At 64.2% G+C, this 25,799-nt stretch carries 28 protein-coding genes; 16 read left to right on the plus strand and 12 right to left on the minus strand.

The window, feature by feature from the left end:
• Nucleotides 1–2 precede the first annotated feature (2 nt).
• From AC5I5I_RS04015 to clcA, 3 genes are all read left to right on the plus strand, one after another.
• Complete coding sequence (locus AC5I5I_RS04015; protein WP_495970132.1) at nucleotides 3–1,151, plus strand: branched-chain amino acid ABC transporter substrate-binding protein; 1,149 nt, start codon at nucleotides 3–5, stop codon at nucleotides 1,149–1,151.
• A gap of 90 nt (nucleotides 1,152–1,241) precedes the next feature.
• Nucleotides 1,242–2,372 carry an ATP-dependent DNA helicase gene (locus AC5I5I_RS04020; RefSeq protein ID WP_495970134.1) on the plus strand — a complete coding sequence of 377 codons (1,131 nt, stop codon included), beginning with the start codon at nucleotides 1,242–1,244 and terminating at the stop codon, nucleotides 2,370–2,372.
• Between the two features lie 39 nt (nucleotides 2,373–2,411).
• Nucleotides 2,412–3,797: a H(+)/Cl(-) exchange transporter ClcA gene (gene clcA / locus AC5I5I_RS04025; RefSeq protein WP_495970136.1), complete on the plus strand. Its 1,386-nt coding sequence runs from the start codon at nucleotides 2,412–2,414 to the stop codon at nucleotides 3,795–3,797.
• Between the two features lie 28 nt (nucleotides 3,798–3,825).
• Here the strand turns inward: clcA and AC5I5I_RS04030 are convergent, their stop codons facing one another.
• The 7 genes from AC5I5I_RS04030 to AC5I5I_RS04060 form a co-directional block, all read right to left on the minus strand.
• Nucleotides 3,826–5,016, minus strand: coding sequence for a cobalamin-independent methionine synthase II family protein (locus tag AC5I5I_RS04030; protein ID WP_495970138.1), 1,191 nt, complete (start codon nucleotides 5,014–5,016; stop codon nucleotides 3,826–3,828).
• 193 nt (nucleotides 5,017–5,209) lie between these two features.
• Nucleotides 5,210–5,992, minus strand: a complete 783-nt coding sequence (locus AC5I5I_RS04035; protein WP_495758414.1) for a 3-hydroxybutyrate dehydrogenase — start codon at nucleotides 5,990–5,992, stop codon at nucleotides 5,210–5,212.
• Between the two features lie 17 nt (nucleotides 5,993–6,009).
• Nucleotides 6,010–6,762, minus strand: a complete 753-nt coding sequence (locus AC5I5I_RS04040) for an acetoacetate decarboxylase (protein WP_495758413.1) — start codon at nucleotides 6,760–6,762, stop codon at nucleotides 6,010–6,012.
• 15 nt (nucleotides 6,763–6,777) lie between these two features.
• The gene (locus tag AC5I5I_RS04045; RefSeq protein WP_495970141.1) at nucleotides 6,778–7,965 is read right to left on the minus strand and encodes a patatin-like phospholipase family protein; all 1,188 of its coding nucleotides are present in this window, start codon (nucleotides 7,963–7,965) and stop codon (nucleotides 6,778–6,780) included.
• Between the two features lie 236 nt (nucleotides 7,966–8,201).
• On the minus strand, nucleotides 8,202–8,729 hold the full coding sequence (locus AC5I5I_RS04050; protein ID WP_495970143.1) for a hypothetical protein: 528 nt from the start codon (nucleotides 8,727–8,729) through the stop codon (nucleotides 8,202–8,204).
• 155 nt (nucleotides 8,730–8,884) lie between these two features.
• Nucleotides 8,885–9,160, minus strand: a complete 276-nt coding sequence (locus tag AC5I5I_RS04055) for a hypothetical protein (RefSeq protein WP_495970145.1) — start codon at nucleotides 9,158–9,160, stop codon at nucleotides 8,885–8,887.
• Nucleotides 9,161–9,401: 241 nt separating this feature from the next.
• Nucleotides 9,402–10,133, minus strand: coding sequence for a cytochrome c biogenesis CcdA family protein (locus tag AC5I5I_RS04060; protein ID WP_495970147.1), 732 nt, complete (start codon nucleotides 10,131–10,133; stop codon nucleotides 9,402–9,404).
• Between the two features lie 171 nt (nucleotides 10,134–10,304).
• Between AC5I5I_RS04060 and AC5I5I_RS04065 the strand changes: the two genes are divergently transcribed.
• Both AC5I5I_RS04065 and AC5I5I_RS04070 read left to right on the plus strand, forming a co-directional pair.
• Nucleotides 10,305–11,291 (plus strand): P1 family peptidase, encoded by a 987-nt coding sequence (locus AC5I5I_RS04065; RefSeq protein WP_495970149.1) that lies wholly within the window; start codon nucleotides 10,305–10,307, stop codon nucleotides 11,289–11,291.
• Nucleotides 11,292–11,386: 95 nt separating this feature from the next.
• Entirely contained in the window at nucleotides 11,387–11,659 is a 273-nt protein-coding gene (locus tag AC5I5I_RS04070) for a KTSC domain-containing protein (protein WP_495970151.1), read from the plus strand.
• A gap of 58 nt (nucleotides 11,660–11,717) precedes the next feature.
• Here the strand turns inward: AC5I5I_RS04070 and AC5I5I_RS04075 are convergent, their stop codons facing one another.
• Nucleotides 11,718–12,965 (minus strand): NAD(P)/FAD-dependent oxidoreductase, encoded by a 1,248-nt coding sequence (locus tag AC5I5I_RS04075; protein WP_495970153.1) that lies wholly within the window; start codon nucleotides 12,963–12,965, stop codon nucleotides 11,718–11,720.
• A 168-nt stretch (nucleotides 12,966–13,133) separates the two neighbouring features.
• Between AC5I5I_RS04075 and AC5I5I_RS04080 the strand changes: the two genes are divergently transcribed.
• The 5 genes from AC5I5I_RS04080 to purB all read left to right on the plus strand — a co-directional run bounded on the left by AC5I5I_RS04080 (nucleotide 13,134) and on the right by purB (nucleotide 17,118).
• The gene (locus AC5I5I_RS04080; RefSeq protein ID WP_495970155.1) at nucleotides 13,134–14,015 is read left to right on the plus strand and encodes a Na+-dependent transporter; all 882 of its coding nucleotides are present in this window, start codon (nucleotides 13,134–13,136) and stop codon (nucleotides 14,013–14,015) included.
• Nucleotides 14,016–14,056: 41 nt separating this feature from the next.
• Nucleotides 14,057–14,740, plus strand: a complete 684-nt coding sequence (gene rpe, locus AC5I5I_RS04085) for a ribulose-phosphate 3-epimerase (protein ID WP_495970157.1) — start codon at nucleotides 14,057–14,059, stop codon at nucleotides 14,738–14,740.
• Entirely contained in the window at nucleotides 14,737–15,258 is a 522-nt protein-coding gene (locus AC5I5I_RS04090) for a hypothetical protein (RefSeq protein WP_495765108.1), read from the plus strand. The genes rpe and AC5I5I_RS04090 overlap by 4 nt, the downstream gene beginning before the upstream one ends.
• A gap of 57 nt (nucleotides 15,259–15,315) precedes the next feature.
• The gene (locus tag AC5I5I_RS04095) at nucleotides 15,316–15,705 is read left to right on the plus strand and encodes a DUF930 domain-containing protein (RefSeq protein WP_495765107.1); all 390 of its coding nucleotides are present in this window, start codon (nucleotides 15,316–15,318) and stop codon (nucleotides 15,703–15,705) included.
• A gap of 105 nt (nucleotides 15,706–15,810) precedes the next feature.
• Nucleotides 15,811–17,118, plus strand: a complete 1,308-nt coding sequence (purB, locus tag AC5I5I_RS04100) for an adenylosuccinate lyase (protein WP_495970160.1) — start codon at nucleotides 15,811–15,813, stop codon at nucleotides 17,116–17,118.
• A gap of 24 nt (nucleotides 17,119–17,142) precedes the next feature.
• Here the strand turns inward: purB and AC5I5I_RS04105 are convergent, their stop codons facing one another.
• Complete coding sequence (locus AC5I5I_RS04105) at nucleotides 17,143–18,360, minus strand: bifunctional alpha/beta hydrolase/OsmC family protein (protein WP_495970162.1); 1,218 nt, start codon at nucleotides 18,358–18,360, stop codon at nucleotides 17,143–17,145.
• Between the two features lie 134 nt (nucleotides 18,361–18,494).
• On the opposite strand from AC5I5I_RS04105, the gene AC5I5I_RS04110 reads away from it, so the two are divergent.
• The 3 genes from AC5I5I_RS04110 (at nucleotide 18,495) to AC5I5I_RS04120 (ending at nucleotide 20,445) form a co-directional block, all read left to right on the plus strand.
• Complete coding sequence (locus tag AC5I5I_RS04110; RefSeq protein WP_495970164.1) at nucleotides 18,495–19,076, plus strand: carboxymuconolactone decarboxylase family protein; 582 nt, start codon at nucleotides 18,495–18,497, stop codon at nucleotides 19,074–19,076.
• A gap of 173 nt (nucleotides 19,077–19,249) precedes the next feature.
• Nucleotides 19,250–19,954, plus strand: coding sequence for an aquaporin (locus AC5I5I_RS04115; protein ID WP_495970166.1), 705 nt, complete (start codon nucleotides 19,250–19,252; stop codon nucleotides 19,952–19,954).
• Nucleotides 19,955–20,130: 176 nt separating this feature from the next.
• Nucleotides 20,131–20,445, plus strand: coding sequence for a hypothetical protein (locus tag AC5I5I_RS04120; RefSeq protein ID WP_495970168.1), 315 nt, complete (start codon nucleotides 20,131–20,133; stop codon nucleotides 20,443–20,445).
• A gap of 81 nt (nucleotides 20,446–20,526) precedes the next feature.
• Here AC5I5I_RS04120 and AC5I5I_RS04125 read toward each other — a convergent pair whose 3' ends face one another.
• From AC5I5I_RS04125 to AC5I5I_RS04135, 3 genes are all read right to left on the minus strand, one after another.
• Nucleotides 20,527–21,537 carry a hypothetical protein gene (locus tag AC5I5I_RS04125; protein ID WP_495970170.1) on the minus strand — a complete coding sequence of 337 codons (1,011 nt, stop codon included), beginning with the start codon at nucleotides 21,535–21,537 and terminating at the stop codon, nucleotides 20,527–20,529.
• A gap of 222 nt (nucleotides 21,538–21,759) precedes the next feature.
• The gene (locus AC5I5I_RS04130; RefSeq protein WP_495970172.1) at nucleotides 21,760–22,344 is read right to left on the minus strand and encodes a protein-S-isoprenylcysteine O-methyltransferase; all 585 of its coding nucleotides are present in this window, start codon (nucleotides 22,342–22,344) and stop codon (nucleotides 21,760–21,762) included.
• Nucleotides 22,341–23,573: a hypothetical protein gene (locus AC5I5I_RS04135; protein ID WP_495970174.1), complete on the minus strand. Its 1,233-nt coding sequence runs from the start codon at nucleotides 23,571–23,573 to the stop codon at nucleotides 22,341–22,343. Before AC5I5I_RS04135 ends, AC5I5I_RS04130 begins: the two co-directional genes overlap by 4 nt.
• 189 nt (nucleotides 23,574–23,762) lie before the next feature.
• On the opposite strand from AC5I5I_RS04135, the gene AC5I5I_RS04140 reads away from it, so the two are divergent.
• From AC5I5I_RS04140 to AC5I5I_RS04150, 3 genes are all read left to right on the plus strand, one after another.
• Nucleotides 23,763–24,047 (plus strand): acyl carrier protein, encoded by a 285-nt coding sequence (locus tag AC5I5I_RS04140; RefSeq protein WP_495970176.1) that lies wholly within the window; start codon nucleotides 23,763–23,765, stop codon nucleotides 24,045–24,047.
• A 63-nt stretch (nucleotides 24,048–24,110) separates the two neighbouring features.
• Nucleotides 24,111–24,596, plus strand: a complete 486-nt coding sequence (locus AC5I5I_RS04145) for a 3-hydroxyacyl-ACP dehydratase FabZ family protein (RefSeq protein WP_495970178.1) — start codon at nucleotides 24,111–24,113, stop codon at nucleotides 24,594–24,596.
• Between the two features lie 11 nt (nucleotides 24,597–24,607).
• A complete protein-coding gene (locus AC5I5I_RS04150; RefSeq protein ID WP_495970180.1) occupies nucleotides 24,608–25,798 on the plus strand; it encodes a beta-ketoacyl-ACP synthase in 1,191 nt (396 codons plus the stop codon).
• Nucleotide 25,799: the final 1 nt, after the last annotated feature.

Here is a 25,799-nt window from a genome sequence, read left to right on the forward strand (position 1 = left end):
GAATGAAACGGATCACCGCGCTCGGATCGGCGCTGACTTTGGCGCTCGGGATGTCCGTGGCGCTGACGGGCAATGCCTCGGCGCAGATCAAGTTCGGCGTTGCCGGCCCGCTCACCGGATCGAATGCCGCCTTCGGCGCGCAATTGAAAAACGGCTTCGAACAGGCAATCGAGGACATCAACGCCGCCGGCGGCATCCAGGGCCAGAAGATCACCGGCGCGGTCGGCGACGATGTCGGCGATCCGAAACAGGGCGTGTCGATCGCCAACAAGTTCTCGGCCGAAGGCGTGAAATTCGTGGTCGGACACTTCAATTCCGGCGTTACCATGCCCTCCTCTGAAGTCTACCAGGAAAACGGCATCCTCTCGATCACGCCGGCCTCCACCAATCCGCGCGTCACCGAGCGCGGCATGTGGAACGTGTTCCGCACCTGCGGCCGCGATGACCAGCAGGGCGCGGTGGCGGCGGCCTATATCCTCAAGCACATGAAGGACAAGAAGATCGCCATCGTGCATGACAAGACCACCTATGGTCAGGGCCTTGCCGACGAGACCCGCAAGGCGATGAACAAGGGCGGCGTCAAGGAGGTGCTCTACGAAGGCATCAATATCGGCGACAAGGACTTCGCCGCGCTGGTGTCCAAGATCAAGGCGTCGGGCGCCGACATGGTCTATTGGGGCGGCCTGCATACCGAAGGCGGCCTTTTGGTTCGCCAGATGCGCGACCAGGGCGTGAAAGCGGTGCTGTTCGGCGCCGACGGCATCACCTCGGATGAGTTCGCCTCGATCGGCGGCCCGGGCGTCGAAGGAACGCTGATGACCTTCGCGCCGGACCCGCGCAAGCGCGCCGAGGCCAAGGCCGTGATCGAAAAATTCCGCGCCAAGAAGTTCGAGCCGGAAGCCTACACGCTCTACAGCTATGCCGCGGTCGAAGTGATCAAGCAGGCGGCGGATGCCGCCAAGTCGCTCGATCCGAAAAAGGTCGCCGACCAGATCAAGTCCGGCCAGACCTTCAAGACCGTGATCGGCGATCTCACCTTCGACAAGAAGGGCGACATCACCCGCCCCGATTACGTGGTCTATGTCTGGAAGAAGGGCGCCGACGGCAAGATCACATACGAGGAACTGCCGGCGAACATGCAGGGTTCGTAAGACTCTCACCCAATTCAAGCCAGGAAAGCCCGCCCTCGCCGGCGGGCTTTTCGTTTTGATAGGGGGGCCAAATCACTCTACACCCTCCCCATGCCCGATTTCTCCCCGCAGCAGGATTCCGCGCTCCGCGCCGTCGCCGACTGGCTGAAGGCCAAGCCCGGAAAGGGCTCGACGCCGCAATTGTTTCGGCTGTTCGGCTATGCCGGCACCGGCAAGACCACGCTGGCGCGGCACCTGGCCGAGAGCGTCGATGGCCGGGTCTCCTATGCCGCCTTCACCGGCAAGGCGGCGCTGGTGATGCGCGCCAAGGGATGCGCCGGCGCCTCCACCATCCATTCGCTGATCTACAAGGCGCGCGAGAGCAGCGAGGAAATCCCCAGCTTCGAATTGTGGGACGATGCGCCCGCCTCCAAGGCCAAGCTGATCGTCATCGACGAATGCTCGATGGTGGATGCCGAACTCGGCCGCGACCTGCTCTCGTTCGGCATTCCGGTTCTGGTGCTGGGCGATCCGGCGCAACTGCCACCAATCCAGGGCGCCGGCTTTTTCACCGAAGCCGAGCCCGACGCGATGCTGACCGAAGTCCATCGCCAGGCGCAGGACGACCCGATCGTGCGGCTGTCGATGATGGTGCGCGAAGGCGAACGTCTCGAGCCCGGCCGCTATGGCGACACCGAGATCGTGCTGCGCTCCGATTTCGATCCCGACCGCGTGCTCGAAGCCGACCAGATCCTGGTCGGCCGCAACAACACCCGCCGCGCCTATAACACGCGGCTGCGCGAGCGGCTCGGCCGCGAGGAAGGTTTGCCGGTGTCGGGCGACAAGCTCGTCTGCCTGCGCAACAATCGCAAGAAGGGCCTGTTCAACGGCGGGCTGTGGCAGGTGAAGGAACGCGCCGCCGGCAAGTCCGGCGGCATCATCACCATGCGGATCGTGCCGGATGCGGACCTCTCGGGCGCAGCGCTCGGCATCAAGGGGCTGAAGGTCTCGGTGCGCCGCGAATGCTTCCTCGGCGGCATCGAGAATTACGACTGGCCGCAGCGCAAGAAATACGACGAATTCGATTACGGCTATGTGCTGACCGTGCATAAGGCGCAAGGCTCGCAATGGGACGACGTGGTGCTCTTCGACGAGAGCTTCGCCTTCCCCGACAGCCGCGCGCGCTGGCTCTATACCGGCATCACCCGCGCGGCGAAGAAGCTGACGCTGGTGGTGACGTGAGCGCATCTTCGCGGCAAACGCCATGACGAAGGATCCGACTTGAGCGCGCCAAAGGTCTCGCACAGTCCCGCGTCAGGTCGCGGCAGTGAAGCGGTCTTCTACCTGATCGCCGTTGCCGTCGGCGCTGCGGCGGGATTGATCGGGACGGCGTTTCATTTCGGCGTCGACCGGCTGCTGACATGGCCGCAAGCCCTGCGGGCTGGTCTTGGCATCGATGGCGGCGCATTCCTCCTGATCGCAGGCATGGTCGCGGCCGCGATGTGCGTCGCCTCGGTATGGCTGGTCCGCACCCTCGCGCCGGAGGCCGGCGGCTCCGGCGTCCAGGAGGTCGAGGGGGCGATGGAGGGGCTGCGCGAGGTGCGCTGGCGCCGGGTGCTGCCGGTGAAGTTCTTCGGCGGCCTGCTCTCGCTCAGCTCCGGGCTGGTGGTCGGCCGTGAGGGACCGACCATCCATATGGGCGCGGCGGTTTCGCAGGGCTTTTCCGAATGGTTGCGGCTTCCATCACGCGAAGCCCGCGGATTGCTGGCCGCCGGCGCCGCCGCGGGCTTGACGGCGGCCTTCAGCGCACCGCTCGCCTCGATCCTGTTCGTGATCGAGGAAACGCGCCGGCAATTTCCCTATTCGCTGAAGACCTATACCGGCGTGATGCTGGCGGCGGTCACAAGCGCCGTCGTCACCGAAGCGCTGGCCGGCCGCCGACCGTTCATGGCGCTGGCGGTGCCGGACACGCCGCTCCTATGGCTGCCCGCCTTTGTCGTTCTCGGGATCATGCTCGGCGTTCTCGGCGTCGTCTTCAACCGCGCGCTGATCTGGTCGATGGATGCAAGCCTCGCGATCGGCCGCCGCCTGTCCTTTTATATCGTGCCCGCCGTGGTCGGCTTCGCAGTCGGCGTGCTGCTGATCGTGCGGCCCGAGGCGACCATGGGCGGCGACAACCTCGCGGTCCGGATGGTCGGCGAAAACCTGCCGCTTACGGTGATGGCCATCGTCGTGGTCACCCGCTTCGTCATGACCATGGCGAGCTATTCGACCGGCGTGCCGGGCGGCATCTTCGCGCCGATCCTCGCACTCGCGACCGCGGTCGGGCTGCTCTACGGCATTCTCCTGTCGGCGCTGCTGCCGCTTCCGGCGGGGACGGAAGCCGCCTTCGCGGTCGCCGCGATGGGGGGTCTGTTCGCGGCCAGCGTGCGCGCGCCGCTGGTCGGGATCGTGCTGGTGGCGGAACTGACCGGCGCCTGGTCGATCCTGGTGCCGACGATCATTACCTGCCTGTTCGCCAATTTCATCGCCGACTGGCTGAGCGGACGCCCGATCTACGAGGTGCTGCTCGAGCGCACGCTTGCGCTCTCAGGCCAGGCGGATCCTGCGCGCGCCGCGTCAACGGCAGACGGCTCGCAACAGATCGGCGGCTGGGATCAGCGGTGATGTTGCCAGGACGCCTTGAGGCGTCTGTTCAGGCAGCCTGGCGCCACAGCAATTTCGAGGCGATCGCTGCGCCCTCCGCAAGTGCGCGCAGTTTGCCCCACTGGATCGACGGATGCACGCGGCGGCCGAACACGCCCTGGGCGAAGCCGCAATCCGTCGAGGCGATCACGCGCTCGCGTCCAACAAGGTTGGCAAGCCGGATGATGCGTTCAGCCACCAGTTCGGGATGCTCGATGACGTTCGTGCAATGGCTGACGATACCGGGCAGCAGGACCTTGCCATCGGGCAGCGTGACGTTTTCCCAAACGCGCCATTCGTGTTCGTGCCGCGGATTGGCCATCTCGAGCGAGTAACCGCCGGCATTCACGCGCAGCACAAGATCGACGATGTCCTTGAGCGGCACGTCATTCGAATGCGGACCGTTCCAGCTTCCCCAGCACACATGATACCGGATCTTGTCGGACGGCAGCCCCTTCAGGGCGTGGTTGAGCGCTTCGACGCGCAATTCCGCCCACTTGCGATAGGCTGCAAAGCCATCGCGTGGCGCAATCACATCGTAGTAACTGGCAAGGAAAGCATCGTCGATCTGAACGTCGAGCCCCGACTCGATAATCGCCCTGTATTCGTCGCGCAAGGCGTCGGCGACGGCGAACAAGAATTCCTCGTCACTCTTGTAGTATTCATCGACCCGCGACGGCGCGGCGCTTGCCGGCGCAACGACTGGCAGGAATCCGGTCACGCCCGGCGCGCGGGAGAGCGCCTGTTTCAGCCGCGCAATGTCTGACTTGACGCCCGCGTCCTTGTACGAGATCGGCCCGACGATCGCGATGATGCCGATATTCTCGAGGCTCTTGCCGAGGCCCGCGCGTCCGTATGACGCTTCGTATTCCTGGTAGAAGTCCTTGAAGTCCTGCCGGTCCTTGCCGACCGCGGCGCTGCGGCTGACGGAATCCGGCGCGGGCCGGCGCTCGAAGCCCGCGAGCCGCTCGACCACATAATGCGACCAGCTCGTCAGCTTCGGGAACTCTCCGTCGCTGACGATGTCCACGCCGGCGCGAGCCTGATCGCGCACGACGTCATCGACCGCAGATTGCAGCGCACCGGACAGATCGCCTTCGCGGATTTCTCCGTTCCGGAAACGCTCCACTTCGGACAGCAGCGCCTCCGGGCGCACCAAGCTGCCGACATGCGTGGTCAGGATCCGGTCTGCCGATCTCATGCTCGTTCCTCCGCTTGAACTTTTCAGCGAGAGTAGACGTCGGCAAAGAGGGACTCAACCCGATCGGGTTTCGCTGAACTCGTCGCGAAACGAAGCGCGAGGTTGTTGGGCAGAGCGTTCACACGCGGACCATCGCCCACTGTCGCGGGCGATGGCATGGCCGACGGATCGCAGGCGCGAGACTAGTGCTGTACTACTGCATGAACCAGCCGTGGCTGACCACCAGCGACTGTCCGGTCATCACGTTGCTCTTGGCACCGGCGAAGAACAGCACCGCGTCGGCGACGTCGTCGGTCGTGGTGAACTCGCCGTCGACGGTGTCCTTGAGCATGACGTTCTTGATCACCTGCTCTTCGGTGATGTTCAGTTCCTTGGCCTGTTCCGGGATCTGCTTCTCGACCAGCGGGGTGCGTACGAAACCTGGGCACACGACATTGGCGGTGACGTTGTGTTCGGCCCCCTCCTTCGCCAGCACCTTGGCAAGCCCGATCAGTCCGTGCTTGGCGGTGACATAGGGCGCCTTCAGCTTGGAGGCCTCCTTGGAATGCACCGAGCCCATATAGATCACGCGTCCGTAATTCGCGGCATACATGTATTTGAGGCAGGCCCTGGTGGTCAGGAACGCGCCGTCGAGATGGATCGCCAGGAGCTTCTTCCAGTCCGCATAGGGGAAATCGACCAGCGGCTTCACGATCTGGATGCCGGCATTGCTGACCAGGATATCGATCTTGCCGTATTTGGCGATGGTGTCGGCGACGCACTTGTCGACCTGCGCCTCGTCGGTGACGTTCATCGCGACCGCGAAAGCGTCGCCATGCTTCGCCTTGATCTCGTTCGCGGTCGCCTGCGCGGCATCGAGATTGAGGTCGGCGATGACGGGAATGCCGCCTTCGGCCGCAAAGCGGAAAGCGATCTCCTTGCCGATGCCGCTCGCCGCACCGGTCACCATCGCCACTTTTTTATCAAAACGGGCCATCGCAATCGTCCTCTTGTTTATTTAAGATAGTCGTACACGACCTCACCGAGGCCGAGCGTCAGGTCCGCGATGTAATGCGTGCCGGACACCACTTCGCGAACCGGCAGCCGGTTCACGTCGCACATCGCGTGATCGAACAATTGCAGCGCAGCCGGTCCCGACCACGCGCCCTTCAGCGTCACGTCCTCCATGTAATAGCGGACCAGTTCGCAGATGCGCGGCGTGCAATCGACATGCGGGATGATCTTGATCATGAAGGCCGGCTTCGCCATCGCCTTCTTCAGCGGATCGAGCGGCAATTCGCGATGCTTGTAGCCCATGGTCGCGGTCACGCAGAGCACCGAACCGTAATGCAGCGTGCCGACCAGCGTTTCCTGCTCGTGCGAAATCTTCGGCGTCGCCAGCTTCTTCGGGAAGCCCCAGATCTCGCGCCCGCCGGCGATCGGCGAATTGTCGTCGAGATACATGGCGTGGACGTAGCCGCCTTCCTGCACCTCGCCGGACGGCGTCTTGAAGCGCACCGGGATCACCTGCCCGGTCTCGGTATAGTCGCCGAAGCCGGTCGAATCCGGCATGCGGATGAATTCGTAGGCGACCGTGTCGCCGATCACTTCCAGCGGCTCGGGCACAACCTCGCGCAGCTTCTCTGGATCGGTCTTGTAATTGATGACAACGAATTCGCGGTTGTAGAATTTATACGGCGGCTTCGGATAGGCCGGATCGTTCAGCGGCATCGCAAAGGCGTTCGCCTTGACGTCGGCAATCTTCATGGAAACGCTCGCTGCTCAATGGTTGTCGGGATCGTGCGGGTCGCTCTTGTCAAATGTCGCGACACCGTATTTGTCGGACGGACGCTGCAGCACCTCGGAACTGCTCAGGCTTCGCGCGGTATCGCTGTAACCGGCAGCCCAGTGCTCCTCCATCATCGCGCGGGAGAACAGGTAGTCCTTGGACGTGCCTTCGTACTTCTTCGAGCGATAGATCAGGTGCACGATGTTGTAGACCGTCTCGTCGGCCTCGCTGCGCAGCAGCGCCAGGTCGGGATCGTTGTCCAGCACGCTCTGGTCGGGCACCATCTGCACCAGCCGTTGCGCCGCGCGCCGCAGCCGCTGCATCTTCCTGAACTGGTCGGTACTGGCGCGCGTGCGGCTCGAATAGCGTATTTCCTTCTGGCGGACATCGAGGCCGATAATGTCCTGGGGCAACTCGCCGGTCGCGCTCCAGAGATCGACCTGGAATGCCAGCGTATCCATGCGCGGCCGCGTGCTCAGCACCCATTCGAGCGGGGTGTTGGAGAGCAGCCCGCCGTCCCAGTAGAAGTCCTCGCCGATCCGGGTCGCCGGAAAGCCGGGCGGCAAGGATCCGCTCGCGATCACATGATCGGCGGTGATCGGCTCTTCCTCGGAATCGAAATAGCGCATGTTGCCGGTGCGGACATTGACCGCGCCGACGCAAAGTCGCATCGCCTTGGCGTTGATCCGGTCGAAATCCACCAGCGAATGAAGCGTCGCGCGCAACGGACTGACGTCGTAGAAGCTCTCGGTCTCGGGGCGCAGGCCCGACCACATGTAAAATGGCATGGTCCGCGGGACGAAGAAGCCGGGCGCGCCGCCCAGCATATTGCTCATGGCGTAGGTGCGATTGACGGCGAGATGCATCAGGTCGCCGCCATTCGCGAGCATGCTCAGCATCGGCGCCATCAGCGGCAGAGCCGTGGGCGGCGGCTCGGTGACGGTCTCCCAGAATGTCCGCAGCGCCGCGACACGCCGCTCAGGCGCATTGCCGACGATCAGCGCCGCATTGATCGCGCCGATCGAAATGCCGGCGACGCAATCCGGATGCAGATTGGCCTCGGCCAGCGCCTGATAGACCCCGGCCTGATACGAGCCCAGCGCGCCGCCGCCTTGCAGCAGGAGCGCGATCCGCTCGAATGGCGGCCTTTCCTTGACGGGCACGATTCGATGTTCAGTCATTGGCCGCGTTTCGGACGAATGTCAGGGCCGGCGTCGAACCCGTTCCGCGCCTGGCTGCGTTTATCGCTGGTCGCAGCGGCTGCGCGGACCTGGTCCCGCCGAAGTCCGGCACCATAGGTACTGGGGATCAACGATTGGTTTAAGCCCTGGCCGATTCCGGTGACGCGGCGATGTCGCCGCGGATGAATCGGCTCGATGTGCAGGGCGTGCCGGAAAGTGCACGAAAAACGTGCAGATCAGCGAGCGTCGCGCTTTGCCTGCGAGCGCGCAGCGGCCTTGCGCAGACGGCCGCGCTCCATCGGATCGATCAGCTGCTGCCGCTTCTGACTGCGAATGTTGCGCATCCCGGCATGGGCCTGCCGGCTGTTGAACGGCGCGCCGCCATTCCCGCTCTGGCTCGCCTGCTTCATCGCCAGCGCCTTCTTCGCGCTCCCGACCTGGTCCAGCGCCGCGCTCATCCGCCGGCGCCGCTCGATCTCGCTGTTGAGGCGGCGTACCGCCATCGCCAGCACCGCGAGTTTGGTCTTCGAGCCGGCATCGGACGTCGACGGCGACGCACCGCGTGGCGCGGCCTTGCCGCGAATCTCGCGCCGCCGCTGGTTCGCCTGCGTCTTCGCCTTGTCGCGTCGCTCGCGCACCAGCTTCACCAGATCGGCGAGGTCCTGATCCGACAATTCCTGAAGTGCGGGGTGGTGCGATTTCGCGACGAGGTCGCGCTCGTCGGCATCGAGTGCCCGGGCTTCCTCTTTCTGGGTAATTGCCATGACGTATCAGCCTTCCGGGTCGGAGCGCGTATTCCGGCGCGTCATCGCGTGCGTACCACGCGCGCTGACGTGGTCGCGCTCGGATTTATTCGATGATCGGGCGACGTCCGGATGGGAGGGCCTGTCGCCACCCATCCGGACAGCCTGAGGTGGGCTTAGTAATAATAGCGGCGCGGCGCGTAGTAACGCGGCGCGTAATAACGCGGCGCATAGTAATAGGGACGCGGCGCATAATAGCGCGGGGCGTAATAAGGCGCGTAATAGCGCGGCCGGCGATAGCCGTAGTAATACTGCGCCTGCTCGACATGCGGCACCGCCGCGGCGTTGGCGATAACATCCGCACCGAAACGTGCTTCGGCGCCGGTCGATGCGACGAGCGGCGCCGCGGTGATGCAGACGGCGGCTGCGACGATCATCATGATTTTGCGCATGGTGTTCTCCTGCTGGGGAGCGTTCTTGACGAGGTTCGCGACGAGTCTTTGGACACGTCTTGTGACGAGTCCGGGGACGAGTCTTGGGCGTTGCTCCGGATTTATCATAACAGATAACTGAGCTTTTTAGGGGCGACCATGTTTCACGGTTTAGCGAGTAACCTTTTCAACCGGTGAACAAAAAATCATGTTGGTGGTTCCGCGCCGTGGGCGCCGCAACCCAATGACGAGCCGCGCCGCCTCACCCGATCCGGCCCAGCGCGGGAAATGTTTCCAGCAGCCAGAAACTCATCGTGGTGATGCCTCCGGTGAGAAACATGATTCCCGTCAGCACCAGCAGGCCGCCCATCGCCATCTCGACCTTCTGCATGTGCGAACGAAACCGCGACAGAAACGCTGCGAACGGTTCCGCCGCAAACGCCGCCAGCACGAACGGGATGCCCAGTCCAAGCGAATAGATGGCGAGCAGCCCTGCGCCCTTGGCGACGGTCCCTTCCGACGCCGCGACCGCGAGGATAGCGGCGAGGATCGGCCCGATGCACGGCGTCCAGCCGAAGGCGAAGGCCAGCCCCATCACATAGGCGCCCCACAGCCCGATCGGCTTGGCCATGCCGACGCGCTTCTCGCGCAGCAGAAAGCTGATCCGGGTCAAGCCGAGGAAATGCAATCCCATGACGATGATCGCGACCCCTGCGATGGTCGCGAGCACATCGGAATAGGCCCGCAGCAGGCTCCCGATCAGGGTCGCGCTGGCGCCGAGCGCAATGAAGACGGTGGAGAAGCCGGCAACGAACAGACACGCGGCCAACACCGTCTCGCGCCGGACTCGCGGTTCCGGCTCAGCATCGGCCAGGCGTTCCAGCGAGGTGCCCGCGAGATACACGAGATAGGGCGGAACCAGCGGCAGCACGCAGGGCGACAGAAAGCTGATCAGACCCGCGAACAGGGCCGCGAAGATGGAGACGTCCGGCATGGCGCTGTCATGCCCGCCACGCTGCGGCGGCGCAAGCCGGATGGGTCCCCGCTCGCCATGATGTGACCGGTCCGCATGGTTTTGCTATCACGGTCATCGCCGGGCTTGACCGGCGATCCATCACGGGAAAGCGCTGCGGGTACGAGCCTGCGGGCGACCAGCGGAGCAAGCTTGCGCAACCTCATCACCGATGTCGCCGGGCTGAAGGTCGGCCATGCCGAGGATGCCGCCCTCGGGTCCGGCTCCACCGCGATTGTCTTCGATGAACCGGCAATAGCCTCCGTCGACATTCGCGGCGGCGGGCCGGGCTCGCGCGAAACCGAATTGCTGGCGGCGCATTCCACGGTCGAGCGCGTCGACGCGATCGCTCTGTCAGGCGGTTCGGCCTTTGGCCTGGACGCGACGTCCGGCGTGCAGGGATGGCTGCACGAACAGGGCCGCGGCTTTGCCATCGGTTCCGCCCGGGTGCCGATCGTGCCGGGGGCGATCATTTTCGACCTCCTGGCCGGCGGCGACAAGCAATGGGGCCGCTTCTCGCCCTATCGCGAGCTCGGATATCGGGCAGCGGCCGCAGCAGCCGCCGATGTCAAGCTCGGCAGCGCCGGCGCCGGCCTCGGCGCCACCACCGCAGCCCTGAAGGGCGGCATCGGCTCGGCCTCCGCCGTCACAGCGGATGGGGTGACTGTCGGCGCGCTGGTCGTGGTCAATGCCGTCGGCAACGTCACCGTCGGCGACGGCCCGCATTTCTGGGCGGCGCCGTTCGAGCAGAACGGTGAATTCGGCGGCCGCGGCTGGCCGGAGGTCTTTGGTCCCGACGCGCTTGCGATCCGCACCAAGGGCGGCCCGCGCGAAGCCACCACCATCGCGCTGGTTGCGACCGACGCCATCCTCTCGAAGGCGCAATGCCATCGTCTTGCGGTGATGGCGCAGACAGGATGTGCGCGCGCGATCTATCCGGTGCACACGCCGCTCGATGGCGACATCGTGTTCGCGGCGGCGACCGGACAGAAGCCCCTGCCCGATCCGCTCTTCGCGCTCACCGCGCTCGGTGTGCTTGCCGCCAATGTGCTGGCGCGCGCGATCGCCCGCGGCGTCTATGAGGCGACCGCTTTGCCGTTCGACGGCGCGGTGCCGGCCTGGCGCGACAAGTTCGCGTAAAATCCGACAGATAAACCATCCCGGCAATACAATCGAACCACCGTCTTTCGCCGCGCTTATTTACGGAGCAATAATGATTGCAAGGAAACGCAATCATGTCGGCGAACGTACGACGATTTCCGCCCGGACTCCTTTACCGGCAACAACCCGGCCTCGCGGGTATCCGAGACGCGGTGTATCTGCCCGACCGGCGCGAATTGCAGATCACCTTCAGATCAGGGCGCGCCTTCGCCTATGGCGACGTACCGCAATCGATGTATGACGCGTTCCGGGCGTCGCCGTCGAAGGGCGCGTTCTTCAACATCGCCATCCGCGGCCGCTTTCAGTTTCGCGAACTGACGCAGCCCAGGCGACCAACCCGGCATTAAAGCGTTCTCGAGCGAAGCGAGTACAGGTTCGCGCAACGAAAACGCATCAAGGCAAAACCTAGCGCGCAAATCGCGCGGCGCTGTACGGCGCCGGATCGGTGAACGGCACCTCGCCCGTAATCATTTCGGCAAGCAACCGCCCGCTGACCGGCCCGAGCGTCAGGCCCCAATGCGCATGCCCATAATCGAGCCACAAGCCGGGCTGGCCCGGCGCTGGTCCGATCACCGGTTTTGAATCCGGGAAGCACGGCCGCCGTCCCATCCAGGGCTCTGACTCCAGCGGCTTGCCGAGCGGAAACAGCGCGCGCGCCTTCGGCAGCACGCGATCGAACTGCACAGGCGTTGGCTTGGCATTGCGGGAGGCGAATTCGGCGCCGGTGGTGAGCCGCAGCCCTTGCTCCATCGGCACCACGGCGTAGCCAACCTCGGCATCGAGCACCGGCCGGTTCAGACCCTTGTTGCCCTCGGCGCCGAAATGCAGGTGATAACCGCGCTTAACTTCGAGCGGCAGGTTGATGTTCAAGGGTTCGAGTACGTCCTGCGCCCACGGGCCGAGCGCGACAACCGCGGTCGCAGCATCGACCGGCCCTTCCGAGGTGTCGACGCGCCAGCGCCCGTCCGAGCGGTGCAGCGTGCGCGCGTCGCCGGACAAGGAGACACCGCCGAGCGACTTGAACAGTTCGGCATAGGAGCGGGTGACGGCCAGAGGATTGCTCACACTCGCGGCCTGGGGCCAGAAAATGCTGCGCTCGAATACCGGCGACAGGCCGGGCTCCAGCGCTAGCGAGCCATTCACGTCGAGCGGTTCGAAGGCGAGACCGGCGGCCGCAATCGCGTCGAGATCGGGCTTGGCGGCGTCGAAGGCGGCCGTGGTGCGGTAGATTTTCAGCCAGCCATTGGTGCGCAGATAGCGTTCCGAGCCCGCTTCCCGCATCAGCGTCTCATGATCGGCGATCGAGGCCGCAAACAGCGGACGCATGGTCTGGGCAAAATCGAGCATTGCGTCGGCGGTCGAGTGGCGCAGATAGGCGAACAGCCACGGCGCCAGCTTCGGCAGATAGGACAGATGGTAATTCGCCTCCGGCGCCTGCTTGAACGCTATCTTCAGCAACGCGGAGACGGCGGTCGGAAACGGATACGGGAAATACGTGTTGCCCTCGATGATCCCGGCATTGCCGTAGGAGGTCTCCTCGCCCGGCGCGCGGCGGTCGACCAGCGCGACGGAGAGCCCGCGCTTCGCCAGATGTACGGCGGCGGACACGCCGACCATGCCGGCGCCAAGAACGATTGCATCGGTACGCGCCATGATGTCCCCAAATGAACGGCCATGCTGGCCCCGCGATTCGCGGGGTGAATGTCACAGATATATGGATTAGGCGACAGCCGTGCAGTATCACGCGGCATGCCCTTTTTTGACGCAGTGCTTGCGGCGCTGGCATGGCTCGGCCGGCAAGGCACCCGCGCCGTCGCAGCGGTGATCATCATCGGCGTGTCGGTGCCGCCGCTCGGCGTCCTCAAACCGCTTCTGCCCGCGTCGGTGTTCCTGCTGCTGGTGCTGACATTCCTGCGCGTCGATCCGGACGCCATCCGGGCACGGCTGGCCCGGCCCGGCCTCGTCCTTGGCGCGAGCCTGTGGGTCATGCTGGCGCAGCCCCTGCTGCTGATCGGGCTCTACTGGCTGGCCGGTTTCAAGGCCTATTCGCCGGAGCTGTTCGTGGCGCTGCTGCTGCAGGCCGTGAGCATCCCGATGATGTCCGCGCCGGCCATCGCCGCGATCATGGGGCTCGACGCGGCGCTGGTGCTGTCGGCGCTGGCCGGCTGCACGATCCTGATCCCGCTCACCGCGCCCCTGTTCGTGCGCGCCTTCGCGGACGGCGCCGTCAGCCTGTCGCCTGCGGGATTGGGCCTGACTCTGTTCGCGATGCTGGCCGGCGCGGCGCTGATCGCGACGATTGTCCGCCGCCTGACCGGCACGGAGGCCATCGTCAGGAGGCGCGCGGAACTCGACGGCATGAGCGTGCTGCTGCTGCTCGTCTTTTGCTGCGCGCTGATGCACGACGTGGCGGCGCGCAGCTATGCCGATCCGGTGAAGGCGATTGGCCTGTTCGCCCTCGCCTTCGGGGTCGGCATCGCGATGCTGGTCCTGACCCTGCTGGTCTTCTCGGCCGCCGGATGGCGCGACGCCTTTGCGCTCGGCTTGATGACGTCGCAGCGAAATACCGGGCTGATGCTGGCCGCGGCCGGCAGCGTCCTGCCGGATCAGGTCTGGTTCTATTTCGCGATGGCGCAGTTCCCGATTTATTTCGCGCCCTACCTGCTCGGCCCGGTGGCGCGCCGAATCAACAGCCGGATTTGAGCTTCATTGCCCGCCCGGAGGCGGGGTGGTAGGCATTCCGGATGACCCGACCGCTCCTCATTGCGCCTTCGATTCTCGCCTCCGATTTCGCCAGGCTGGGCGATGAAGTGCGCGCGGTCGACGAAGCTGGCGCCGACTGGATCCATCTCGACGTGATGGACGGACATTTCGTACCGAACATCACCTTCGGACCCGATGCGATCAAGGCGATGCGGCCGCATTCGAAGAAGGTTTTCGACGTGCATCTGATGATCGCGCCCGCCGATCCGCATCTCGAAGCGTTCGCGAAGGCCGGCTCCGACATCATCACCGTGCATGTCGAGGCCGGGCCTCATCTGCACCGCTCGCTGCAGACCATTCGCGCGCTGGGAAAGAAGGCCGGCGTTACCATGAATCCCGGCACCCATGAGAGCAGCATCGAGCATGTGCTCGACCTGGTCGATCTGGTGCTGGTGATGTCGGTCAATCCGGGATTCGGCGGCCAGGCCTTCATCCCCGCCGCGGTCGAGAAGATCGCCCGCATCAAGGCAATGGTCGGCGGCCGGCCGATCGATATCGAAGTCGATGGCGGGATCACGCCGGACACCGCCGCAGCGGTGGCCGCTGCGGGCGCCAATGTGCTGGTCGCAGGCTCCGCGATCTTCAAGGGCGGCGCAGAGGCCTATCGCAGCAATATCGCGGCCATTCGCCATGCCGGCGCTCTGGCACGCGGCGAAGCGGCGTGATTGCACCGGCCCATGCGCTGACCCTGCTCTCCGGCAAGCTCGAGCCCGGCGAGCGCGTTCTGTATGCAGTACGGCCGGATATCTGGGTCACGCTGCGCAACAAGATGTTCCTGTGGTGGATCGGCGTGCCCTGGAGCATCGGCGTGCTCGGGCTTTATTTTGCCGGCCGCGCGTCGCCAGTGATCGCCATTCCGCTGGCCATGGTCGGCATTGCCCTGCTGGCCGGCCCCGTCATCATGGCGATCGGCACGCGATACACCGTCTATGCCATCACCGACCGCCGCGCCCTGATCGTGCGCAACGGGATTCGGCCCGACTTCGTGAGCTGCGAGTTCGAGCGGATGGATGCCACGCCGGAAATCATGACCGCGGGCGGTCGGGGCGGCCATCTCTATTTCGCCTCCGGCATGTCCACGAAACTGCGGGACGTCGACTATACCGGCAAGCTCGCCTTCCGCGATCTCGCCGACGTGCAGACTGCGGCGCTGCGGCTGGAAGCCGCACGGAAAGGAGGGTGACGCCGATCGGGCAGACCCTGTACCGAGTTCAAGCCACGACTTATCTGGGAATACGGAATGAAGCAGATCGTATGGGCAGCATGCATCGCGCTGGTGTTCAACACCGCCGCAGACGCAAAAAGCAAACGGATCGACAACAGTCTCGAACATCTCGATCCGATGACACGGCTGGAGCAGCTCTGTGCGATCGAAGCCATGAACAGGGTCAGGAAAGACGACAAGACCTACCGGCCCGACCGCGCAATCACCTATGCCTTGGACAAGCCGACACTCGACGGCCACACGATGTCGGGCAAGGGCGGCGCATTCCGCAGCAAGGGCAAGTGGTACCAATATTCCTTCACCTGCAGCGCCACGCCCGACCACAAGACGGTCTCCACCTTCACCTACAAGATCGGCGATCCGATCCCGGAAGATCAGTGGGAAACCTACGGTCTGTTCCGCTGAGGCCACTGCGGCGCCTGTGAAAAGCCGCGGCTGAGGCCCCGGCAGGGTTTGCCGGCGGGCGGCGCCGTGTTAGGCGACGCCCCGGAACCCTGTCGCGAGTTGCCCATGATCCCGCGTTATTCCCGGCCCGAAATGGCGGCCATCTGGTCGCCCGAGACCAAATTCCGCATCTGGTTCGAGATCGAGTCGCATGCAGCCGATGCGATGGCGGAACTGGGCCTGATCCCGAAGGATGCCGCCAGGATCATCCGCGACAAGGGCAAGGCCACCACATTCGACGTGGCGCGGATCGACGCCATCGAGGCCGAGGTCAAGCACGATGTCATCGCCTTTCTGACCCATCTCGCCGAACTCGTGGGGCCCGAGGCGCGCTTCGTGCATCAGGGCATGACGTCTTCCGACGTGCTCGACACCTGCCTGAACGTGCAACTCGCACGCGCGACCGACATCCTGATCGCCGATACCGACAAGCTCCTCGCCGCGCTCAAAAAGCGTGCGTTCGAACACAAGCTGACCCCGACCATCGGCCGCTCGCACGGAATCCATGCCGAGCCGACCACGTTCGGGCTGAAACTCGCACAGGCCTATGCCGAGTTCGACCGCGCCAAAGCGCGGCTGGTTGCGGCGCGCAAGGAGATCGCGACCTGCGCGATTTCGGGTGCGGTCGGTACCTTCGCCCAGATCGACCCGCGGGTTGAGGCGCATGTCGCGAAGGCGATGGGCCTCACCGTGGAGCCGGTCTCGACCCAGGTGATCCCCCGCGACCGCCACGCGATGTATTTCGCCACCCTCGGCGTGGTCGCCTCCTCGATCGAACGGCTCGCCACCGAAATCCGCCATCTGCAGCGCACCGAGGTGCTGGAAGCCGAGGAATTCTTCTCGCAGGGCCAGAAGGGCTCGTCGGCCATGCCGCACAAGCGCAATCCGGTGCTGTCGGAGAACATCACCGGGCTCGCCCGCATGGTGCGCGCCTATGCATTGCCCGCGATGGAGAACGTGGCGCTCTGGCACGAGCGCGACATCTCGCATTCCTCGGTCGAGCGCATGATCGGCCCGGATGCGACGGTCACACTCGATTTCGCCCTCAACCGGCTGGCCGGCATTATCGACAAGCTGGTCGTGTATCCCGAAAACATGCAGAAGAATCTCGACCGGCTCGGCGGGCTGGTGCATTCGCAACGCCTGCTGATCGCACTCACCAACAAGGGCGTCTCGCGCGAAGACGCCTACAAGATCGTTCAGGACTCGGCGATGAAGGTCTGGCGCGGCGAAGGCGATTTTCTCGCCTTCCTGAAAGCCGATCCCCGCGTCACCGCGAAGATGAGCACAGCCGAGATCGAGGAAAACTTCGACCTCGGCTATCACTTCAAGCACGTCGATACGATCTTCAGCCGCGTGTTCGGCGAGGCGTAGCCGCCAAACTCCCTCACGCCGCGGTCATTCGCGTTCCATCGTGCGGATGTCGATTTCCGACGTCAGCGTGCGGTGAACCGGGCATTTATCCGCGATCTCCAGCAGCCGCTTGCGCTGCTCGGCGTCGAGATTGCCCGTCAGCGTCAGCACACGGTCGATGCGGTCGATCTTGCCTTCCTTGGTTTCGCAGGCTTCGCAATCGGCTGCGTGAATGCGCGAATGCTTCAACGCGACCGACACGCGCTCCAGCGGCAGCCCCTTGTGTTCGGCGTAAAGCCGCAACGTCATGGAGGTGCAGGCGCCAAGACCGGCCAGCAAAAGATCGTAAGGCGTTAGCCCGGTATCGAGACCGCCCTGCGCGACCGGTTCGTCCGCGGTCAGGGCATGACGCCCGGCCCGGACGATTTGCTGGAATTTGCCCTGTCCGGTTTCCGTCACCGTCACCCCGCCGGCGTCGGCTTCGAGATTCTCCGTCGGCATCGGCATATCGAGATAGCGCTCGGCCCAGGCGGCTATGACATTCGCGACATAGGCCGAGTCTTCTTTCCGGCTCAGCAGATGGTCGGCGCCGGCCAGCGAAACGAAACTCTTCGGATGCTTGGCCGCGACGAAAATGGCGGTGGCGTTGTCGATCCCCACGGTCTCGTCGGTCGGCGAATGAAAGATCAGCAACGCCTTGCGCAGATGCGCGATCCGCTCGGTCTGCCTGTGGCTCTCGATGTCGTCCAGGAATTCGCGCTTGATCGTGAACGGGCGCCCGCCGAGCGAGACTTCGAGTTTGCCCGCTTCGCGGATCGCATCGACATGATCGCTGAACAGATGCGTGACATGCGCGGGGTCGGCGGGCGCAGCGATGGTCACCACCGCCCGCGCCGACGCGATGTCACCAGCGGCAGCGAGGATCGCAGCGCCACCGAGACTGTGCCCGATCAGCAGCGCGGGGCCATGCCCCTGCCCTTCCATATGCTTGGCCGCGGCGATCAGGTCAGCGACGTTGGAGGAAAACGTAGTGTTGGCGAACTCGCCCTCGCTTGAGCCGAGGCCGGTGAAATCGAACCGCAAGACCGCGATGCCGAGCGCGGTCAGCCCTGCCGATATCCGCTTGGCCGCATGGATGTCCTTGCCGCACGTAAAGCAATGCGCGAACAGGGCGTAGGCACGCGGCTTTCCCGCCGGACGGTCGAGCAGAGCGGACAGTAATTCGCCGTGGTCGTTGCGAAAATCGAAGCGGTCCGCCGGCATACTGCCCTCCATCTTATCAAGCTGGTCCGGCATGGACCGGGATGATGCCCCGCCCGTCAAGCCACGGCTTTGCGAGGGGCGTGTGCCATGCCACAAACAACTGCCGCAATTGCAAAGCCGGAAAGCGAATAACGATGCGCAAGCCCGCCAAGATGCCCGCTCCCCGCCTGACGATCCCGTCGGAAGATGACCTGACACCCAAGCAGCGGGATCTGCTGGCCGACATCCAGAAGACCCGTGGCAAGGGTCCGCTCGGCGGGCCGTTCGCGGTGTTTCTGGAAGCGCCCGAATTCGGCGACCTCGCACAGAAGCTCGGCGCCTTTTGCCGCTACAAGACGTCTGTACCGCCAGCCCTGTCGGAATTCACCATCCTTGTGCTGGCACGCTTCTGGCGCTCGCAATACGAGTTCTGGGTGCATGCGCCGATCGCGGAAAAAGCCGGCGTCAAGGCTGCGACCATCGAAGCGCTGCGAAACGGACGCGAGCCGCGGCTGACCAAAGAACAGCGCGCGATCTACGATTTCATCGCCGAGTTGCACAAGACCAGGCGCGTCGCGGACAAGACCTATGCCCGCGTCCACGCCCTCTTCGGCGATGCCGGCATGGTCGAGTTCGTGGGCATCCTCGGCTATTACACGCTGGTCGCGATGACCCTCAATGTCTTTCGCGTGCCGCTGCCGGACGGTGAGGCTTACCCGTTCAGGGAGCCGGCCTAGCCAAAAAACGCGCGGACAGCCGCGCGAGCCGAATCTTCCCCCGTTTCCGGTATTGGGCTGCCTCACGTCGCCCAGCCAGGCGGTCAGGTATTCGCAAATTGGCTTTGCAAGGAATCATGGAACCGGCAAAGTTCCATCGGTCATTGCAGTCAGCCGCCGGGGGGCACGCCACCATGAAGAAGCCATTCGCCGAATTCATCGGCACGTTCACACTAGTCTTTTTTGGGTGCGGCGCGGCCGTGATCGCCGGAATGGGGACCGGACCCACGGCGATCGACGTGCTCGGCATCGCCTTCGCATTCGGCCTTGCCATCGTGGCGATGGCTTACGGCATCGGGCCGATCTCCGGCTGCCACGTGAATCCGGCCGTCAGCTTCGGTGTGCTGATCGCAGGCCGGATGTCGGCCGGCGAATTTGTCGCCTACGTGATCGCGCAGGTGCTGGGCGCCATTGCCGGCGCTGCGGTGCTCTATCTCATCCTGTCGGGCAAGTCGGCCGGCTGGAATGGCGGTCTCGGCCAGAACGGCTGGGGCGCAGGCTATCTCGGCCAGTACAATGTCACATCGGCCTTTGTATTCGAGGCGGTGGCAACGTTCCTGTTCCTCGTCTGCATTCTGGGCGCGACCCATGGCCGGGCGCCGGTGCATTTCGCCGGCCTCGCCATCGGGCTGACGCTCACCGCCATACATATCGTCGGCATCAACGTGACCGGCGTCTCGGTAAACCCGGCCCGCTCGATCGGCCCTGCCCTGATCGGCGCCGGCAGCAACCCGGCCGCGATCGGACAACTCTGGCTTTTCATCATCGCTCCGCTGATTGGCGCAGGCGTGGCGGGCATGTTGTTCAAGTCCGGCATGCTGGAGCCGGACAACAGCTAAGCGACCGGTTCCCGAAAGTCTGAAACCTGTTGCTCTCGCGGGCGTTCTTCCGCAAGAGCGCTTCTCGCAGGTTCCCGCTTTTCATCGCGAGATTGCAGGACAGGATTGCGAGGCGCGATAGTCCGGCGGTGTCGGATCGTGCTAAGTCAGTCCCGTACAATGGCAATGGACCTGCGATGCCGCCCAACCGGTCATCCGCAACAGACGACAGGGTTGTTGATTTCCGGACCCGCCGCGCGTTTCAACCCGCCGGCGGCCGATCGGAAAGCCAGCCCGCCGACGACATCGATCGATATGCGCGGGATGCAGCGCCGGATGACTTCCGCCACCGCATGGTGGTGAATGCCATCGCTTTCCTGTTCGTCGCGGCCCTGGTGCTCGCTGGGTTCTGGCTCGCCGACACCATTGCGACCCTGCGCAAGACACAGGATTGCGTTCTGACCGGCAATCGCGGTTGCGCTCCGGTGGAGGCAACGTCGCCCACGCGGTAGACTGGTTCCCCGCTACGCGGTTTCGGACACGCAACATCTGCCCGCGCGCTGCAGGCCGGTGCGATCAATCCTGACGAGGTATCAGAAGCGCAAAGCGGGTTTGGCACCGGCCTCGGAACCGGCCGGGCGACGCTTCGCGTCACTCGTCACCGAGGCCGGACGCGACACCGCAGGCGGGGTCGAAACCGCGCGCGCACCCTCGGTATTGGCCGATGCATTGGTGCTCGCGGTGGTCGCCGGAACGGGCTTGGCAGCCGGCTGAACCGATGCGGCGGCTTCGGCGGACGGCTTGGACGACGTAACGGCACCCTCGCTCGCCCGCGTTGCGGCAGTAACCTGGGCCGATCCAGAAGCTGTCGGCGCCGCCGTGGAGTCGGCACCAGACGGCTTCGACTGCGAACTTTCGGGCTGTGCCGCGGCCGGGCGGACCCGCGGGGCCGGAGAGCCGTCGTCGACGGTGCGCGGAGCCCCGCGCGTCCGAATCACGGACTGAATACGGCCAAGCACCATCGCATGCAGTTTCGGCGACTTGTCGATGTCGATATGGCCGTAACCCTGACCGCTCACGTCGACATTCTGGAGCTGCCCGCGAAAGCCTGCGCCTTTGCGCATATAGGCATAATCGCGCTGGGTGACGTTATAGACCTGACTGACATTGCTCGAGGCAGCGAACGAGCCAGTGCCGTCGAACGGCACAACCAGCGCAACCGGGACGCCCTTCTTGCCGAGATATTCGGCCATGAACATCACTGCATCGGCGCCGAGCGAATGCCCCACCAGCACCACGGGACCATGCTGCTTGGCCTTGTACTGGACCGCGATGTTGTCTGCGAGCCCCTGCCATTCGGAGTGGTTGTGAACGCTCGCGCTGATTCCTCTCGCCTGAATCTTGGCACCAAGATCGTCCATGCCGAGCGAGAAAATGTTCAGCAATCCGCGCAGGAGATAGACGTGACCGTTCTTCTGCGCAGCAGACGCGTTGGAGCGCGAGGAGCGTCCGTCGGTGGAGGCTGTCGGCTTGGTCGAGGCTGTCGTCTGAGCAAATGAGGGCGCCGCCAGCGACACGGCTGCCGCGACGATGGGCAAGAGCAACAAGTTTCGCCTGATCCCCATCATTGGACCCCGATGCTCCGTCTCTTGTTCTGATTCGGGCCCGTCACCGAACCGCCCGCCAATGCCGAACCGGTCTACAACGCCTCGCCAGCGAAACGCCACATTGCTAGAAATTTTTAAACGTGAACATTCGGGTGTGTTGCCGGGATGTCACGCACCTGTGCGTACCCGGGTCCGGAAACCCTTCGCGGCTCGCAGCCGCTAATAGACCCCCGGGATGAGGCGCGCCGTCCGCTTCATGTAGGCGCGGTAATCGTCCCCGAAATTTTCCAGCATCATCTCCTCCTCACGACCCACCCGGAACAGGAACAAGGTCCCGAAACCGACGAGTCCGGCAGGCCCCGCGATCCAGTTCGGCAGCAGCAAAGCCTGCGCCACCGCCCACATGAAAAAGGCGGTGTACATGGGATGGCGCACGTAGCGGTAGAGGCCATCGGTCACGAGCGCATGCTGCTCACGCACCTCCAGCGAATCGGACCAGTTTCGGCCGAGTTCCCGGTGCACGCGGTAGAACAGCCATAACGCCGCCGCGAACATGGCGGCACCGAGCCAGGCCATGATCGGCTGGAACGGATAATCGGCGAAGCGCGGTACGCCCGAAAAAACATACAGGAAGGGAATGATCCCAAGCCCGGTGAAGGAGCAGGTCAGCAAAATCTTTTCGCGGGTGGTGCGCCGGTCGAGACGGGTCTTGGTCTTCCACGACCGCTTTTGATGCGGCAGGCGGATGATGAACCAGGCCACCGCCCCGATGATCAGAATGGCTTTGGCAATGTCGGGGGTCACGATGTGGTTTTCCTTTCCGCAAGAGCGGCGGCGTCCGGCTGCGCGACGAGTGAGCCATCCTGGGCGAAGCTCGGGACCACCGTCTCAGGCCGCAATACACGCGTTTCCAGGCGCAGCGGCCCGCAGCAGATCATATAATAATCGTAGAAGTACCGCTTCTCGTTGCCCATAACCAGTTGGCGATGCAGGCGAAAGAAGTTCGCCTTGAACCGCCGGTAGGTCGCCGCCTCCAGCATATCGCGGATATGCACCCGACGGATCATCGGCCGGCCGGTGTCCGGCAGCTTCAGCACCTTCAGCATGTCGACGTTATAGAAGCTGATCGGGTCAGCCATGGTCTGGTAGTCGATCCAGAAAATCGCCGGATGCGCCGATACCCGCGCAATCGATTCGCGCAGCCAGCCTCCTTTTGGATGAAACGCGATTTTCAGGATCGAGGAACCGGTGGACAAAAGCGACAGCCGTTCGCCGTTCTTGCCGAAATCCGGCACCAGCTGGAGCGCGCGGTCGACCACCGCCACCTTCAACGCACATCCGAGGCTGTGGGCCGCGAAAACCACCTCGTCGTTGTCATTTCGCCGCAACACCTCGGCCAATTCCTGCGCAAATCCTTCCAGCCGGCGGTCGAAACCGGCGCGCGAGCGGTGGACCAGCTCGTGCCCGAAAATCCAGTCATCCATCATATAGGCCAGCAGCAGGAATCGCCCCGGCCAGACCATCAGGAGCGCAAACACCGCAACCGCCGCCAACGGTACCAGCAGATAGGGAAACGGCAGCCCAAGCCCCGGCAGGAACGAGGCCGCATAGATCGACAGCGCCGCGAAGGCCAGGAGCAGCATCACCGGATAGGCAAAGAACAGCCCGTAGCGCCAGTTGACCCTGAAATACCGGAAGGCCGTGCCGGTCAGGATGAAATCGCCGAAAGCCACCACAGCGCGGATCACGCGCTGCCAGGCCGGACGCGCGAAATCCTCGAGCACGATGTCGTGCCACAGGAGCGAGCGATAAGCGGCATCGGTCGACCAGTTCGGCCCACTGGCGGCGATCCGCCAGGTCCCCACCATGCGCTCGGGCGCCATTTCGAGCGGACCGACCTCTGTTTTGGCCTCCCAGACCCTCCCGGAACGGGCAAGTTCACGAATATACCGCTCGCGCTGCCGCTCCGGCGGAATCGGCTCATAGCCCCCCAGAAAGAAAACACAGCGTTTTTTGACCGCAGGGTCGCTCATCATCCACCGGTATCGGGCTTGCGGATTGCTGGTTAGGGAATTGACGCCCGCCGCACAAGGCCGAAGGGTGTCTGCACGCCGTTGAACTTGCTGCCCGCCTTCGCTATACGGCTTCGAAACCCCGCAAGCGGCAGATTTTAGCCGTCCCTCCCTGGGCGTCCGCCGCCTGCCCGTGATCTGAGAGCACCGATGTCCACCACTTTTGACAAAGTCGCCGATATCATTGCCGAAACCTGCGACATTCCCCGCGACAAGATCACGCCGGAGAGCCACGCGATCGATGACCTCAAGATCGACAGTCTCGATTTCCTGGATATCGCATTCGCGATCGACAAGGCCTTCGGAATCAAGTTGCCGCTGGAGCAATGGACCCAGCAGATCAACGATGGCCAGGCGACCACCGAACAGTATTTTGTGTTGAAAAATCTGTGCGCCCGCATCGATGAATTGATCGCGGCCAAGAGCACAGCCTGAGACGCCACCGGATGACGCTACCGGATCGCTTCCAGAGGCCGTTCCGAGCAGGGGCGGACGCCCATGCGGCTTGAATATTTCCAGATGCTCGACCGCTTTGTCGAGGTGAAGGCGGACGAGCGCTGGATCCGGGCGGAGAGCAAGGTTCCAATGGAAAGTCCGGTTTTCGAGGGGCATTTCCCGGGCTATCCGCTTATGCCCGGCGTGCTCCTGATCGAAAACATGGCGCAGACCTGCGGCTGGCTGGTCAGCGCGATTACCGGCTTTACCGGACTACCTGTCCTTGCCGGCGTGAAGGAAGCCAAGGTGCGCGGCGCTGTCTTTCCCGGCATGGAGCTTTCGACCGAGGGCAAGATCGTCCATGACGGGTCTGGATTCGCGATCGCGGACGGAAAGATCCGGTCGGGCGAGACGGCGATTGCGGATGCGCGCCTGACCTACCGGATCATCCCCTATCCCAGCCCCGAATTCCAGAACACGATGGTGACCTGGGCGAAGCAACTGGACTTCCCGCTGGAGAAGTTCCGCAAAGTCGACGCCCAGGGATAGAGAGAGTTTTTGTGAACGAGCGCCAGGAAGTCTGGATTACCGGGACCGGTGTGGTCTCCGCGCTTGGCGAGGGGCTCGATCAGCATTGGGACAGGCTGATGGCCGGCGTCGAGCCGCCCTATGACGACAAGACGTTCGCGCCCTACATCACCTTCCCGACGCCACCGATCAATTTCGACAGCCAGATTCCGAAAAAGGGCGATCAGCGCCAGATGGAAGCCTGGCAGCGCATCGGCGTCTATGCCGCCGGCCTTGCCCTGACCGATGCCGGAATCGCCAAGAACACCGATATTCTCGACAAGACCGATATGATCGTGGCCGCGGGCGGCGGCGAGCGCGACGTCGCAGTCGACACTGCGATCCTGACCGACGTCCGCAACGTCGAGAAGCGAGACGCCTTCGTCAACGAACGGCTGATGAGCGATCTGCGCCCCACTCTGTTCCTGGCGCAACTGCCGAACCTGCTGGCCGGCAATATCTCGCTGGTCCACGGCGTTGTCGGTTCCTCGCGCACCTTCATGGGCGAGGAAGCCTCGGGGGCCGACGCGCTGCGTGTCGCTCATGCCCGTATCGCCGCGGGACAAAGCGACATCACGCTGGTCGGCGGCGCCTATAACGGCACGCGCTGGGATCTCGTTCTGCTGTTCCGGCTCGGCACCCCGCTTCTGGAAGCGCCATTCCGGCCGGTCTGGGACCGGGGACCCGCGGGCGCTCTGGCGCTTGCGGCCATGGGCGCCTTTGTCGTGCTCGAAAGCCGGGCGCATGCGGAGAAGCGCGGCGCCAGGCCGGTGGCCCGGCTGGCGAGCGTGCAATCGAACCGCAATCCGCGTCATCCCGGGGATACCTCCGCCACCCTTCTCGACGAGTGGAAGGCGATCGAGGCTGGCGTCGATCGCGCGGGCGCCGTGGTGATTTCCGGCGCATCCGGTGTCGAACCGGCGACGTCGGAAGAACGCGAGACGCTGAGGCAGATCGGCCTCCCGGTCCGCGCCACGACCACCTATATCGGCAACGGGATGGAGGCGCAGTTTCTCGCCAATATCGCGATCGGCTGTCAGGCGGTGCGCAAGGGAACGCTGTTTCCGCCCTCCGGCAGCGGCGACACGGGCGAGGCGCCCGCAACCGGCATCCGCCAAGCGGTCGTCACCAATGTCGGTCACTGGCGCGGCGAAGGACTGGCGCTCATCGAGCGCGTCGATTGAG

This window comes from Pseudorhodoplanes sp. (genome assembly GCF_059499825.1).

Bases quoted from the DNA above. Each gene is read 5' to 3' on its own strand.
- rpe (WP_495970157.1), top strand. From the start codon at position 14,057: ATGACCCGACCGCTCCTCATTGCGCCTTCGATTCTCGCCTCCGATTTC.
- purB (WP_495970160.1), top strand. From the start codon at position 15,811: ATGATCCCGCGTTATTCCCGGCCCGAAATGGCGGCCATCTGGTCGCCC.
- AC5I5I_RS04095 (WP_495765107.1), top strand. From the start codon at position 15,316: ATGAAGCAGATCGTATGGGCAGCATGCATCGCGCTGGTGTTCAACACC.
- AC5I5I_RS04020 (WP_495970134.1), top strand. From the start codon at position 1,242: ATGCCCGATTTCTCCCCGCAGCAGGATTCCGCGCTCCGCGCCGTCGCC.
- AC5I5I_RS04110 (WP_495970164.1), top strand. From the start codon at position 18,495: ATGCGCAAGCCCGCCAAGATGCCCGCTCCCCGCCTGACGATCCCGTCG.
- AC5I5I_RS04035 (WP_495758414.1), bottom strand. From the start codon at position 5,992: ATGGCCCGTTTTGATAAAAAAGTGGCGATGGTGACCGGTGCGGCGAGC.
- AC5I5I_RS04120 (WP_495970168.1), top strand. From the start codon at position 20,131: ATGCCGCCCAACCGGTCATCCGCAACAGACGACAGGGTTGTTGATTTC.
- AC5I5I_RS04105 (WP_495970162.1), bottom strand. From the start codon at position 18,360: ATGCCGGCGGACCGCTTCGATTTTCGCAACGACCACGGCGAATTACTG.
- AC5I5I_RS04060 (WP_495970147.1), bottom strand. From the start codon at position 10,133: ATGCCGGACGTCTCCATCTTCGCGGCCCTGTTCGCGGGTCTGATCAGC.
- AC5I5I_RS04015 (WP_495970132.1), top strand. From the start codon at position 3: ATGAAACGGATCACCGCGCTCGGATCGGCGCTGACTTTGGCGCTCGGG.
- AC5I5I_RS04140 (WP_495970176.1), top strand. From the start codon at position 23,763: ATGTCCACCACTTTTGACAAAGTCGCCGATATCATTGCCGAAACCTGC.
- AC5I5I_RS04030 (WP_495970138.1), bottom strand. From the start codon at position 5,016: ATGAGATCGGCAGACCGGATCCTGACCACGCATGTCGGCAGCTTGGTG.
- AC5I5I_RS04055 (WP_495970145.1), bottom strand. From the start codon at position 9,160: ATGCGCAAAATCATGATGATCGTCGCAGCCGCCGTCTGCATCACCGCG.
- AC5I5I_RS04040 (WP_495758413.1), bottom strand. From the start codon at position 6,762: ATGAAGATTGCCGACGTCAAGGCGAACGCCTTTGCGATGCCGCTGAAC.
- AC5I5I_RS04115 (WP_495970166.1), top strand. From the start codon at position 19,250: ATGAAGAAGCCATTCGCCGAATTCATCGGCACGTTCACACTAGTCTTT.
- AC5I5I_RS04045 (WP_495970141.1), bottom strand. From the start codon at position 7,965: ATGACTGAACATCGAATCGTGCCCGTCAAGGAAAGGCCGCCATTCGAG.
- AC5I5I_RS04145 (WP_495970178.1), top strand. From the start codon at position 24,111: ATGCGGCTTGAATATTTCCAGATGCTCGACCGCTTTGTCGAGGTGAAG.
- AC5I5I_RS04135 (WP_495970174.1), bottom strand. From the start codon at position 23,573: ATGAGCGACCCTGCGGTCAAAAAACGCTGTGTTTTCTTTCTGGGGGGC.
- AC5I5I_RS04050 (WP_495970143.1), bottom strand. From the start codon at position 8,729: ATGGCAATTACCCAGAAAGAGGAAGCCCGGGCACTCGATGCCGACGAG.
- AC5I5I_RS04070 (WP_495970151.1), top strand. From the start codon at position 11,387: ATGTCGGCGAACGTACGACGATTTCCGCCCGGACTCCTTTACCGGCAA.
- AC5I5I_RS04075 (WP_495970153.1), bottom strand. From the start codon at position 12,965: ATGGCGCGTACCGATGCAATCGTTCTTGGCGCCGGCATGGTCGGCGTG.